Consider the following 12,105-nt stretch of genomic DNA (forward strand, 5'->3'; position numbering starts at 1 on the left):
GGTTTGTAAACCGCGTTCAAGAGAGAAAGCATGTCTTACGACATGTATTGTCGCATACAGTCTTGGGCATTTTCCGATTGGCCTGCCCAGCACTGCACGTTATATGCAACCACTGATATCGCTAACTTACCCGCAAGATGGAGCAAGATGATGACTGACTGGCAAAAATCTGACTGGCGCAAAAAGCCCCGGGTCCAGATGCCTGAGTATACCGACGAAAGCGCATTGAACGCTGTCGAAGGTCGTCTTGCCAGCTATCCACCGTTAGTTTTTGCTGGTGAAGCACGTCGGTTGAAGTCGGAACTAGCCGCGGTCAGCCGCGGCGAGGCGTTCTTGCTGCAAGGTGGCGATTGTGCCGAAAGCTTTGCTGAATTCAGCGCAGATGGCATCCGCGACACGTTCAAAGTCATGCTGCAAATGGCGATGGTTTTGACCTATGGTGCCAAGGTGCCTGTGGTGAAGGTGGGCCGTATGGCAGGCCAGATGGCCAAGCCGCGTTCGGCACCGACAGAAACCGTCAATGGTGTGGAATTGCCAAGCTACCGTGGTGATATCATCAACGGATTTGATTTTACCCCTGACAGCCGCATCCCTGACCCTGAGCGGATGAGCCAGGCCTACATGCAGGCCGCTGCGACCCTGAACCTGCTGCGCGCGTTTTCCACCGGTGGTTTTGCGAATGTGCATGAGGTGCACAAATGGACGCTTGGCTTCACCGACAGCAACGAAGTGCAAAAGTACAGCGATATGGCCGAGCGGATCAGCGACACGCTTGATTTCATGGAGGCCGCTGGTCTGACCACCGAAACCAACCACGAATTGCAAACGGTTGATTTCTACACCAGCCACGAGGCGCTGTTGCTGGAGTATGAAGAGGCACTTTGCCGCTTGGATTCTACTTCGGGCAAATGGCTTGCAGGCTCTGGTCATATGATCTGGATCGGCGACCGTACGCGTCAGCCTGACGGTGCGCATGTCGAATTCTGCAAGGGCGTGCAGAACCCGATTGGTCTGAAATGCGGTCCTTCGATGACCAGTGGCCACCTGAAGGCGCTGATGGCGTCCTTGAACCCTGAAAATGAAGCGGGTCGTCTGACTTTGATTGCGCGTTTCGGGGCAGGGTCCGTTGGTGAGCATCTGCCACGTCTGATCAAGGCGGTTGCGGAAGAGGGTGCTAACGTCGTTTGGACCTGTGATGCGATGCATGGCAACACGATAAAATCTTCGACCGGCTATAAGACCCGTCCGTTTGAAAGCGTGCTGCGCGAGGTCAAAGAATTCTTCGCGATCCATAACGCCGAAGGGACTGTTCCCGGTGGCGTGCACTTTGAGATGACAGGTAAAGACGTAACCGAATGCACCGGCGGGGTGCGTGCTGTCACAGATGAGGATCTGTCCAGCCGCTACCACACTGCTTGCGACCCGCGTTTGAACGCATCGCAGTCACTGGAACTTGCTTTCCTTGTGGCCGAAGAACTGTCAGCGCGACGCGCCACAATCCGTCAGGCCAAGGCGGGCTGATCACCCGTTATTGACGACAAGCTTCAAAGCCGGGCGCGCTGTGTCCGGCTTTTCCATTGGGGCCGGTCCGCGCGGGATCAACTGACTGGTGGCAAGTTGCACGCCGATGGGTTCGTGTCGGATACGCGCGCTGTCTTCAATCATGAAACGCCGAGGGCGTGTGCCGGAATGCGGCCCAGTCACGAGTGCACCCAGAACCCGCGTCGGTTGATCGGCACTATCACGCATCGGCAACAAAAGCATTGTGCCGTGCAATACAGGTCGCATCAGCGTGCCCGGTGACACAAGTGGGATGCTGATGATCGCAGGCCCGATGAATGCGGCCTCAAGCAGGTCTTGCACCTGTTCGCGTGCCTCGGGCAGGAAAACGGTGCTGACGGGCATGCCGCGTGCATCCATTTTCAACAGATCATGCAGCTTTTGGCCTGCAACGCGAAATCGGGCTGTACCGGGGGCGACCCGTTGCAGAATGAAGGCGTAAGGCAACGCATCATCAAGCTTGCTGGGTGCAATGTCATTGCGGGCCGGAAGACGTTGTGCGTGGCGCAGTGTTTGCCAGTACTGTTCAAGGTTTTGCAAAATGGGGTCACTTTGACCGGGCATCTGGTTCTGTCTGCGCTCTTTTGAATACTCGTTAATGTCCATGACGTGTTCCTCGTGACCAGTCCCAAGCATTTTGGGAAAATTGTTTTCATCGTTTAACGAATCTTTAACAAAGTCTTGGCCGTTAACCATTTAACAAAGTGTTAAGTGGTTAATGGGATCGGCTGCGACCTCTTGCCCCAACTGGCAGAATTCCTTTAGGTGCAGTCAGTATAAATGACAGGCAGCACAGCATGACCCATTCAATGACAGCATTTGCAAGCCGCACTGGCACCGGTGATGGCGCATCGTGGAGCTGGGAAATGCGCGGTGTAAACGCGCGCGGACTGGACCTGCGATTGCGGATGCCCGAAGGGATCGACGGGTTGGAACCCGCTGTGCGCGGCGCACTGACCAAGGCTTTGGCGCGCGGCAATGTCACCGTGAACCTGCGTTTGCAGCGCGATGAGGCAGGCGGCGGCGTGAAGGTCGATGAGGCCTATCTTGATGAAGTTCTCAAAGCGCTCGATCTTGTGCAGGAACGTGCCTTTGCGATGGGCGTGACACTGGGGCAGCCCACCGCAGCAGATGTTTTGACCCAACGCGGTGTCATGGTCGCAGCCACGGCAGAGGATGACGATGGAGCACTGGCTGCGGCCTTGATGGCCGATGTCGCCCCTTTAGTTGCCGATTTTGTTGAAATGCGTGCCCATGAGGGTGCCGCATTGGCGAAGGTCATCAGCGCTCAGCTTGATCAGATCGCGCAATTGACCGACGCGGCTGCCGTTGCCGCCGAGGCCCGCGCGCCCCAGGTGAAGGAAAATCTGACGACCGCCTTGCGCCGTGTGATGGACGATGTGGCCGAGATTGAAGAGGGCCGGGTTGCGCAAGAACTGGCCTTGCTGGCGGTGAAATCCGATGTGACCGAAGAGATTGACCGGCTCAAGGCCCATGTTGCGGCAGCGCGTGCCCTTATGGCTGAGAAAAAGCCCGCAGGCCGAAAACTGGACTTTCTGGCACAAGAATTTAACCGTGAGGCGAATACACTATGTGCCAAAGCGCAGGCAAGCGCGCTGACGGCCATCGGCCTTGACCTGAAAGCTGTGATCGACCAGATGCGCGAACAAATTCAGAATGTGGAGTAACGCCATGACCCGCCGCGGCCTTTTGATTATCCTGTCGTCGCCATCCGGTGCGGGCAAGTCTACATTGGCTGGGCGTCTGCGCGCATGGGATGAAACGCTGCAATTCTCAGTCTCTGCCACCACACGCGCACCGCGCGAGGGCGAGGTGGATGGCAAAGACTATTACTTTGTGTCCGTTTCGGCGTTTCAGGATCAAGTTGCAAACGCGGGTATGCTGGAACACGCAAGGGTCTTTGGGAACTATTACGGCTCGCCCAAAGCGCCCGTGCAGACCGCCATCGAAAGTGGTCGCGATGTGCTGTTTGACATCGATTGGCAAGGCGCGCAGCAGATCAGCAACTCTGCCTTGCAAGAGCATGTTCTGTCCATCTTCATCCTGCCGCCGTCAATTGCAGAGCTGCATCGCCGCCTAGTCAGCCGAGGACAGGATGCGGCTGATGTCATCGAAGGGCGGATGCAGAAAAGCTGGGATGAGATCAGCCATTGGGACGGTTATGACTACGTGCTGGTCAACGACGACCTGGACAACACAGAGGCGCAGCTCAAAACAATCATTAGCGCTGAACGTTTGCGCCGCTCACAGCAACCGCAACTGGTCGACCATGTGCGCAGCCTGCAATCGCAATTTGGAGAGCGGACATGAGTGTTTATGCCCTTGGTGATGTCACCCCTGCTGTCGCAGATGATGCCTGGGTCGCACCCGGTTGCTATGTGATCGGTGATATCACGCTTGAGGCCAAAGCATCGGTTTGGTTTGGCAGCACGCTGCGTGGCGACAATGAGCGGATCACAATTGGTGCCGGCAGCAATGTACAGGAAAACTGCGTTCTACATACCGATATGGGGTTTCCGCTGACCGTCGGCGCGGGGTGCACTATTGGGCATAAGGCCATGCTGCATGGTTGCGTGATTGGCGAAAACACCTTGATCGGGATGGGCGCTACCGTTCTGAATGGTGCCATGATCGGCAAAAACTGTCTGATCGGGGCAGGCGCATTGATTACCGAAGGCAAAGTCATCCCGGACGGGTCGTTGGTCATGGGTGTGCCGGGCAAGGTGATCCGGCAGCTTGATGAAAGCGCAATAGACGGTTTGCGCCTGTCGGCACTGCATTATCAGGAAAATGCCGCGCGCTTCCGCAGCGATTTGAAAGCCGTCTAATTAGCCGTCATTGGCAACCGGCGACATCATCAAAAGGTCGAAATCAACCTCGGGTGCATGGTTGCGCACCTCGGCACGGATCATGTCGGCGTTCGGGATATTGCTTGTGATCGCCCGGTAGCAGCCACGATATCCCAAGGCATGAAGCCGGTCAGCCATTTCGACGACATCAAAATCATCTGCCATGAGCGGCGAGAGGATGATGTCGGGGTTGATGAAGTCTAACAATTCCTGCGTTAGATGTTCGAATTCGGTGAATTCGAACACGTCTGTCTTGACCGGTGGCCGCCCTTCCGCAGTCCATCGCGCAATGTTACCGACAACCAATGTCACATCAGCAATCGCCTGCTTTTCGCTCGCGTTGGGCTGGATCGCGTGCTGCTGGGCTTCATGAGCCATTTTTTGCCAATTCCTCATTAACGACTTGATTTCAGCAAATATGATCCCGTTCGGTTCCGAGGCAACAGATGCATGTTATAAAACTGTTACGACAGGCGAGACATTTTGTCCCAGGCTTTCACAGCTTGTTGAAATCACTTAGATAAAAAAAATGAAAACAGAAGACATCGCAGCAGTTATTGACGCTTTTCCGATACCTGTATTGCTCATTGGGCCAGATGAACGTGTGCGCGCAGCCAATCAACCGGTTGACGTGATTCTAGGTACGGACCTGATTGGCAAGCACTATATTACTGCCTTGCGGCAGCCCGCTGTGATTGCGGCGATAGCCGAAGTGCGCGCAACCCAAAGCCGAAAAGCTGTGCGCTACACCGCGCGCACAGGAGCCAAAGACAGTGTATTCAGAGTAAGTGTGGCCTCGGCTGACGGTGATATCGTCCTGACATTCGAAGATCAAACCGCCGCAGAGGATGCAGGCCAAATGCGCCGCGATTTTGTGGCCAACGTGAGCCATGAATTGCGCACGCCCTTAACGGCCCTTCTTGGGTTCATTGAAACGCTCAGTGGGGCAGCACGCGATGATCCTGCCGCCCGCGATCGCTTTCTTGGCATCATGTCCCATGAGGCGAACCGCATGACCCGGCTGGTTGATGATCTGATGTCGCTTTCGCGTGTGGAAGAGGATGAGCGTGTGCGCCCGCGTGAACACGTTGATCTGGGTGCGCTGTTGTCCTCGGTGATTAAGGGGCTTGAACCGCAAGCCGAAAAGGCAGGTGTCGCCGTCAGTCTTGATCTGATCGGTGTTGATGAAATGGTGCCCGGCGATGCGGGCCAACTGGTGCAGGTCTTTACCAATCTGGTCGAAAACGGGATCAAATACGGGGCGAGCGGTGGTATCGTTTCAGTGACGCTTATGCCGCGCGCGATGCATCCACGGGTCCGAGGTGAAGCGGTGCAAATCTGCGTCGCAGATCAGGGTGACGGGATCGCTGAACATCACATCGCACGGCTGACGGAACGGTTTTACCGGGTCGACAATCACCGCTCTCGCGAAGTGGGTGGTACGGGGTTGGGCCTTGCCATCGTCAAGCATATCATCAACCGGCACAGAGGCCGATTGCTGATCGAAAGCCACGAAGGGCAGGGCACAAAAGTATCGGTATTTTTGCCCACCGGTGCAGCGTCATAAAACTTTTACATAAGTGTCACAAAAGGTTCGGGCAGCAGGCTTAGAGAGGCTGCAATGGTGGCGCGGTTCGCGCGTCATCGGTGTTTGACTGACAGGAGTGATTTGATGTCGATCATGAAGCTGACCGCGACAACCGCGGCAATTGCCCTTACTGCCACATCCGTCTTTGCCCGTGACAACGTCCAGGTTGCCGGGTCGTCTACCGTGCTGCCCTATGCCTCAATCGTCGCCGAGGTTTTTGGTGAAAACTTTGATTTTCCAACACCCGTTGTCGAATCTGGCGGATCATCCGCTGGCCTGAAGCGGTTCTGTGAAGGTGTTGGCGCCAACACAATTGATATCGCAAACGCGTCCCGCGCGATCCGTCCCGGTGAAGTCGAAGTCTGTGCCGCAAATGGCGTTAGCGACATCATCGAAGTACGCATCGGTTATGACGGCATCGTCTTTGCATCCGACATCAACGGCAATTCCTTCGAATTTACGCCAACAGATTGGTACAAGGCGCTGGCCAACGAGCACTTCATCGACGGTGCGTTGGTTGCCAATACCTTTGAGACTTGGGATCAAGTGAACCCGGAGTTCCCCGCCCAGCCGATCCAAGCTTTCATTCCCGGCACCAAGCACGGCACACGTGAAGTGTTTGAAGAGAAGGTCATCCTTGCTGGTTGTGAAGAAGGCGGGTTTTTCCAGGCCATGCTGGACGCCGGCGTTGATGAAGACACAGCCGAACAAAAGTGTATGGCGATCCGTACAGACGGTCGTTCCGTCGATATCGACGGTGACTACACCGAAACACTCGCCCGGATTGAAGCCGACACAAACGGTATCGGTGTCTTTGGCCTGTCGTTCTATGAGAACAACACAGACAAGCTGCAGGTCGCGACGATGAACGGTGTTGTCCCGACAACCGAAAGCATTGCTGCGGCTGACTATCCTGTATCCCGTCCGCTGTATTTCTACATCAAGGCAGCGCATATCGGCGTGATCCCCGGGCTGAAGGAATTCGCGGAATTCTTCGTCTCTGACGACATTGCGGGCCCGGATGGTCCGTTGGCCGAATACGGTCTGGTGTCCGATCCTGAGCTGATGAAGGTGCAGGAAACCGTATCGCAAGAAATGGTGATGGGTTCCGGCTCTTAATCGCGACAATACCGGCTGGGGCGTCTGCGGGCGCCCCGGTCCCTCTTTGATGATGGAAAACATCCCATGCAATCGCTGACGACCCCGCTTCTTTTTGTTCTTGCGCTGGCCGTCGTTGGCTATTTTATCGCCAAGTCGCGGGCCTTGCATGTCGCGGGTGGCGACATTCGCACGCTGGTTTCACTGCCTAAGCAACATGCGCTGAACACGGTCCTTTCCACGGCCATACCTGCCTTTGGTGCGGTTTTGATGTTGGCACTTTATAGCCGCATCACAGGCACGACACCCGGCTGGTTCTTTTCTTTGGTGGTTCTTGGCCTCGGTATAACCGGCTTTGCCTTGTCGCTGATCGGGATCAAGACGCAGACCCGCGCACGCACCTATGCCGAGCGTTGGATCATGGGGCTTTTGATCTTTTCCTCGACCATCGCGATCATGACAACCGTGGGCATTGTCTTTTCGATGCTGTTCGAGACCTTCAACTTCTTCGGCCAATACGACTGGCGCGATTTCTTTTTCTCGACGACATGGTCCCCCAATTTTCGTGGTAATTCTGATCTTGGCATCATCCCGCTTTTGTGGGGCACGCTGTATGTCAGCTTCATCGCGCTGATCTTTGCGGTGCCGATTGGCCTGTTTGCCGCGATTTATCTGTCTGAATATGCGGGCCCACGATTGCGTGCGGTTGCCAAGCCCGCGATTGAGGTTCTGGCTGGTATTCCCACCATCGTTTATGGCCTTTTCGCGCTGATCACAGTCGGCCCGCTCCTGCGCGACGTGTTTGCAGAGCCGATGGGGCTGGGGCAAAGCGCGTCATCAGTGATGACTGCGGGTCTTGTCATGGGGATCATGCTGATCCCCTTCGTAAGCTCGCTTTCCGACGATATCATCAATGCAGTGCCGCAAGCGATGCGTGATGGCTCGCTTGGCTTGGGTGCGACCCATTCTGAAACCATCCGTCAAGTTGTCCTGCCAGCGGCTTTGCCGGGCATCGTCGGGGCCATTCTGTTGGCTGCATCCCGCGCCATTGGTGAAACAATGATTGTGGTTTTGGGGGCAGGGGCCGCGGCCCGCCTGTCACTGAACCCGTTTGAGGCGATGACGACGGTGACGGTCAAGATCGTCAGCCAACTGACGGGTGATACCGACTTTGCCAGCCCTGAGACGCTGGTGGCCTTTGCCCTTGGACTGACGCTCTTTGTGATCACCCTCGGTTTGAACGTCTTCGCGCTTTATATCGTGCGCAGATATCGGGAGCAGTACGAATGAAAAACTCGCTTCTTGTCAGTGACGCGCGCACCAAAAAGCGCAATGCTGCCGAAGCCCGGTTCAAGGCTTATGGTCTGAGCGCCATTGTTGTCGCGATGCTGGCCTTGGCCGTGCTGCTGACCTCGGTTCTGACCAACGGTTTAAGCTCGTTCCAGCAGACCTTTATCGCGCTGCCGATTGAACTGTCAGAAGACCGTGTCGACAAACAAGGCAACCGTGACCCGGCTGAAATGGCCAAAACCACGACGATTGGCTACGCACCGCTGTTGCGCGCCGCGATTGTGGCCGAAGTCGAAAGGCAAGGGCTGACAACCGCGCTTTCGGACAAGGACCTTGGCGAGCTGATTTCGAAAGAGGCCGCAGCAACAGTACGCGACCGCGTCCTTGCGAACCCGGATTTGGTGGGGCAGACCGTGACCTTTGATCTGCTCGCATCCGGTCGCATTGATGGCTATTTCAAAGGCCGCGTCACGATGGAAAGTGCGGCACTGGATGGCAACACCTCGCCCGAGGCGCTGATGATCGCGCAATCCCTGGCCGATGCTGGCGTCATAGACACCAAGTTCAACTGGAACTTCTTTACCGCACCGGACGCATCCGTGCAGCGGCCAGAGGCGGCGGGGCTTGGTGTTGCTATCCTTGGGTCGCTTTACATGATGCTGGTCGTGCTGTTTCTGGCGCTGCCGATTGGCGTTGCGTCGTCGATCTATCTCGAAGAATTCGCACCCAAGAACCGGATCACCGACATTATCGAGGTCAACATCTCGAACCTCGCGGCGGTGCCGTCGATTGTTTACGGCATTCTGGGCCTCGCGATTTTCATCAACTTCATGGAATTCAACCAATCATCGCCCTTGGTTGGTGGTCTGGTGCTGACGCTGATGACCTTGCCCACGATTATCATCTCGACCCGAGCCGCGCTGAAATCCGTGCCGCCGTCGATCCGCGACGCAGCATTGGGTGTGGGCGCGTCTAAAATGCAGTCGGTTTTTCATCACGTGCTGCCCTTGGCGGCACCGGGTATCCTGACAGGGACGATTATCGGCTTGGCACAGGCCTTGGGCGAAACGGCCCCACTGTTGTTGATTGGCATGGTGGCTTTTGTGCGCGAGTATCCTGCGGCCTATACGCCAGAGGCAGGGTTGTTTGGTGAGGCATCAACAGCGCTGCCCGTGCAAGTATTTAACTGGACCCAACGCTCTGACCCGGCCTTTGTGGAACGCGCGTCAGGTGCGATCATTACATTGCTGGTGTTTTTGCTTATCATGAACGCGGTCGCGATCTATCTGCGTCGCCGCTTTGAACGGCGCTGGTAGGAGGGCTGACAAATGGAAGATATGGCACAAATGGATCGCGCAATGAGTACGCAACACGACATCAAGATCTCGGCCAAGGGCGTGCAGGTCTATTATGGGGACAACCACGCGATCAAGGACGTGAATGTTGAAATTGACGACAAAACGGTGACGGCCTTTATTGGTCCATCAGGCTGTGGCAAGTCCACATTTCTACGTTGTATCAATCGGATGAACGACACAATTGATATTGCACGGGTCGTCGGTGACATTCGCATTGATGGCGAAGATATCTATGACCCCAAGGTCGACCCAGTACAACTGCGTGCCAAGGTCGGCATGGTGTTTCAAAAACCAAACCCGTTCCCCAAGTCGATCTATGACAATGTCGCCTATGGCCCTAAAATCCACGGCCTCGCGCGCAACAAGGCGGATCTGGACGAGATAGTTGAAAAGTCCCTGCGCAAAGCAGCGCTTTGGAACGAAGCCAAGGATCGGTTGGATTCGCCTGGCACCGGGCTTTCTGGTGGTCAGCAGCAGCGGCTTTGTATTGCGCGCGCCATTGCGACGGCCCCGGAAGTGTTGCTGATGGACGAACCCTGTTCGGCGCTTGACCCGATTGCCACCGCGCAAGTCGAGGAACTGATCGACGAATTGCGTCAAAGCTACTCGGTGGTGATCGTCACCCACTCTATGCAGCAGGCGGCGCGCGTCAGCCAGAAAACGGCATTCTTTCACCTTGGCAACCTTGTGGAATACGACGATACCGACAAGATTTTTACCAACCCGCACGACCCGCGCACGGAAAGCTATATTTCCGGCCGGATCGGGTAAGGAGCAGCAAGAATGAACGAACATATTTCGTCAGCCTACGACCGCGATCTAGAGGGCATCACGACCTTGATCATGCGGATGGGTGGCCTTGTGGAAGAGGCAATCATGAAGGCGGCCAAGTCGCTTGCTGACCGCGATGTCGAACTGGCCGAAGAAGTCCGTAAAAGTGACAAAGTGATCGACGCGCTTGAAATCCAGATCAACGAAGAGGCCGCGCGCACCATTGCGCTACGTGCGCCTGTTTCCAAGGACTTACGCTCTGTTCTTACAGTGCTGCGGCTGGCAGCGTCGTTAGAACGGATCGGCGACTACGCCAAGAATATCGCCAAACGGACGAGCGTAGTGGTTGAAATGAACCCCGTGATCGGGTCTGACGTTGCTCTGCGCCGGATGGCGCGCGAAGTAGAGCGCATGTTAAAGGACACGCTTGATTCCTACGTGCGCGGTGACGCGGAACTGGCCGAGGACGTCCGCCAGCGCGATCAGGAAGTGGATCAGATGTATAATGCGCTGTTCCGGGAATTCCTGACCTTCATGATGGAAGACCCGCGCAATATTACGGCCTGCATGCACCTGCATTTTATGGCCAAAAACATCGAGCGGATGGGTGATCTGACGACCAATATGGCCGAGCAGGTGATCTATCTGGTCACAGGTGAAATGCCCGATGAAGCCCGCCCCAAGGGTGACAAGACGGCATATGTGACAGACTCGAGCTAAGACAATGGCCCAACAACCCCATGTTTTGATTGTTGAAGACGAGGCCGCGCAGCGGGAAGTTCTCGCCTACAACCTAGAGGCCGAAGGTTTTCGCGTCAGCCGCGCCGAAAACGGGGATGAGGGGCTTCTTTGTGTTGATGAAGATGCGCCGGATGTGATCGTCTTGGACTGGATGATGCCCAATCTGTCGGGCATTGAAGTGTGCCGCCGTTTGAAAATCAAACCAGAGACGCGCGGCATCCCGATCATCATGCTGTCAGCCCGGTCTGAGGAAGTGGATAAGGTGCGCGGGCTTGAAACCGGCGCAGACGATTATGTCGTCAAACCATACTCAGTTTCTGAACTGATGGCCCGCGTGCGTACCCAGTTGCGTCGTGTTCGCCCGGCAACTGTCGGGCAGGTGCTGACCTATGATGATATCGTCCTTGATGCTGAAACGCATCGGGTCACACGCGATGACAACCCCTTGAAACTTGGCCCGACCGAGTTTCGCCTGCTTTCTACATTCATGGAAAAACCAGGCCGTGTTTGGTCGCGCGATATGCTGCTGGACCGGGTGTGGGGGCGCGATATCTATGTCGATACGCGGACGGTGGATGTGCATGTGGGACGTCTGCGCAAGGTGCTGACACAGCATGGCGGCAGCGACCCCGTGCGGACGGTGCGTGGGGCAGGGTATGCGTTGGGTTAACGCTTTTGCAAAAGTGCTTACCGTGTCGTTAGGCTAAGTGACTGGATTGCGCAGCGAGGGTCTTAATCTCCGATGCGCAATCCTCGACTGTTATTTTTTAAAGATGTGAATGTGGTTGCCGCGGCTATCAAGCGATGCGCAAGCCGCTAAGTGACAACG

13 protein-coding genes are annotated in these 12,105 nt (G+C 55.9%); 11 read left to right on the forward strand and 2 right to left on the reverse strand.

Annotated features, from left to right (window positions below):
* Positions 1-150 precede the first annotated feature (150 nt).
* Positions 151-1,521: a 3-deoxy-7-phosphoheptulonate synthase class II gene (locus MWU60_RS02615; protein ID WP_247225486.1), complete on the forward strand. Its 1,371-nt coding sequence runs from the start codon at positions 151-153 to the stop codon at positions 1,519-1,521.
* Here MWU60_RS02615 and MWU60_RS02620 read toward each other — a convergent pair whose 3' ends face one another.
* Positions 1,522-2,166 (reverse strand): PAS domain-containing protein, encoded by a 645-nt coding sequence (locus tag MWU60_RS02620; RefSeq protein ID WP_247225487.1) that lies wholly within the window; start codon positions 2,164-2,166, stop codon positions 1,522-1,524.
* Between the two features lie 203 nt (positions 2,167-2,369).
* Here MWU60_RS02620 and MWU60_RS02625 point away from each other — a divergent pair, with 203 nt between their 5' ends.
* From MWU60_RS02625 to MWU60_RS02635, 3 genes are read left to right on the forward strand one after another with little or no spacing between them, the layout of a single operon-like run.
* Positions 2,370-3,248, forward strand: coding sequence for a YicC/YloC family endoribonuclease (locus tag MWU60_RS02625; protein ID WP_247225488.1), 879 nt, complete (start codon positions 2,370-2,372; stop codon positions 3,246-3,248).
* A gap of 4 nt (positions 3,249-3,252) precedes the next feature.
* Positions 3,253-3,891, forward strand: a complete 639-nt coding sequence (gmk, locus tag MWU60_RS02630; RefSeq protein WP_247225489.1) for a guanylate kinase — start codon at positions 3,253-3,255, stop codon at positions 3,889-3,891.
* The gene (locus MWU60_RS02635; protein WP_247225490.1) at positions 3,888-4,409 is read left to right on the forward strand and encodes a gamma carbonic anhydrase family protein; all 522 of its coding nucleotides are present in this window, start codon (positions 3,888-3,890) and stop codon (positions 4,407-4,409) included. Before gmk ends, MWU60_RS02635 begins: the two co-directional genes overlap by 4 nt.
* Here MWU60_RS02635 and MWU60_RS02640 read toward each other — a convergent pair whose 3' ends face one another.
* Entirely contained in the window at positions 4,410-4,808 is a 399-nt protein-coding gene (locus MWU60_RS02640) for a hypothetical protein (RefSeq protein ID WP_247225491.1), read from the reverse strand.
* A gap of 151 nt (positions 4,809-4,959) precedes the next feature.
* Here MWU60_RS02640 and MWU60_RS02645 point away from each other — a divergent pair, with 151 nt between their 5' ends.
* From MWU60_RS02645 to phoB, 7 genes are all read left to right on the forward strand, one after another.
* Positions 4,960-5,997 (forward strand): ATP-binding protein, encoded by a 1,038-nt coding sequence (locus tag MWU60_RS02645; RefSeq protein WP_247225492.1) that lies wholly within the window; start codon positions 4,960-4,962, stop codon positions 5,995-5,997.
* 105 nt (positions 5,998-6,102) lie between these two features.
* Complete coding sequence (locus MWU60_RS02650; RefSeq protein WP_247225493.1) at positions 6,103-7,137, forward strand: substrate-binding domain-containing protein; 1,035 nt, start codon at positions 6,103-6,105, stop codon at positions 7,135-7,137.
* A 66-nt stretch (positions 7,138-7,203) separates the two neighbouring features.
* Positions 7,204-8,406 carry a phosphate ABC transporter permease subunit PstC gene (gene pstC, locus MWU60_RS02655; RefSeq protein ID WP_247225494.1) on the forward strand — a complete coding sequence of 401 codons (1,203 nt, stop codon included), beginning with the start codon at positions 7,204-7,206 and terminating at the stop codon, positions 8,404-8,406.
* A complete protein-coding gene (gene pstA / locus MWU60_RS02660; RefSeq protein ID WP_247225495.1) occupies positions 8,403-9,722 on the forward strand; it encodes a phosphate ABC transporter permease PstA in 1,320 nt (439 codons plus the stop codon). Before pstC ends, pstA begins: the two co-directional genes overlap by 4 nt.
* Positions 9,723-9,734: 12 nt before the next feature.
* Positions 9,735-10,535 (forward strand): phosphate ABC transporter ATP-binding protein PstB, encoded by an 801-nt coding sequence (gene pstB, locus MWU60_RS02665; RefSeq protein WP_281493179.1) that lies wholly within the window; start codon positions 9,735-9,737, stop codon positions 10,533-10,535.
* A gap of 12 nt (positions 10,536-10,547) precedes the next feature.
* A complete protein-coding gene (gene phoU / locus MWU60_RS02670) occupies positions 10,548-11,255 on the forward strand; it encodes a phosphate signaling complex protein PhoU (protein ID WP_247225497.1) in 708 nt (235 codons plus the stop codon).
* Positions 11,256-11,259: 4 nt separating this feature from the next.
* Positions 11,260-11,946: a phosphate regulon transcriptional regulator PhoB gene (gene phoB / locus MWU60_RS02675; RefSeq protein ID WP_247225498.1), complete on the forward strand. Its 687-nt coding sequence runs from the start codon at positions 11,260-11,262 to the stop codon at positions 11,944-11,946.
* The last annotated feature ends 159 nt before the right edge of the window (positions 11,947-12,105 follow it).

It is taken from the genome of Yoonia sp. F2084L (assembly GCF_023015625.1).
Lineage (GTDB): Bacteria > Pseudomonadota > Alphaproteobacteria > Rhodobacterales > Rhodobacteraceae > Yoonia.

What these genes read in the sequence shown, in the direction of transcription:
- MWU60_RS02625 (WP_247225488.1), top strand. Translation starts at nt 2,370, where the DNA reads ATGACAGCATTTGCAAGCCGCACTGGCACCGGTGATGGCGCATCGTGG.
- MWU60_RS02635 (WP_247225490.1), top strand. Translation starts at nt 3,888, where the DNA reads ATGAGTGTTTATGCCCTTGGTGATGTCACCCCTGCTGTCGCAGATGAT.
- MWU60_RS02620 (WP_247225487.1), bottom strand. Translation starts at nt 2,166, where the DNA reads ATGGACATTAACGAGTATTCAAAAGAGCGCAGACAGAACCAGATGCCC.
- MWU60_RS02650 (WP_247225493.1), top strand. Translation starts at nt 6,103, where the DNA reads ATGTCGATCATGAAGCTGACCGCGACAACCGCGGCAATTGCCCTTACT.
- MWU60_RS02645 (WP_247225492.1), top strand. Translation starts at nt 4,960, where the DNA reads ATGAAAACAGAAGACATCGCAGCAGTTATTGACGCTTTTCCGATACCT.
- gmk (WP_247225489.1), top strand. Translation starts at nt 3,253, where the DNA reads ATGACCCGCCGCGGCCTTTTGATTATCCTGTCGTCGCCATCCGGTGCG.
- MWU60_RS02615 (WP_247225486.1), top strand. Translation starts at nt 151, where the DNA reads ATGACTGACTGGCAAAAATCTGACTGGCGCAAAAAGCCCCGGGTCCAG.
- phoU (WP_247225497.1), top strand. Translation starts at nt 10,548, where the DNA reads ATGAACGAACATATTTCGTCAGCCTACGACCGCGATCTAGAGGGCATC.
- MWU60_RS02640 (WP_247225491.1), bottom strand. Translation starts at nt 4,808, where the DNA reads ATGGCTCATGAAGCCCAGCAGCACGCGATCCAGCCCAACGCGAGCGAA.
- pstB (WP_281493179.1), top strand. Translation starts at nt 9,735, where the DNA reads ATGGAAGATATGGCACAAATGGATCGCGCAATGAGTACGCAACACGAC.
- phoB (WP_247225498.1), top strand. Translation starts at nt 11,260, where the DNA reads ATGGCCCAACAACCCCATGTTTTGATTGTTGAAGACGAGGCCGCGCAG.
- pstA (WP_247225495.1), top strand. Translation starts at nt 8,403, where the DNA reads ATGAAAAACTCGCTTCTTGTCAGTGACGCGCGCACCAAAAAGCGCAAT.
- pstC (WP_247225494.1), top strand. Translation starts at nt 7,204, where the DNA reads ATGCAATCGCTGACGACCCCGCTTCTTTTTGTTCTTGCGCTGGCCGTC.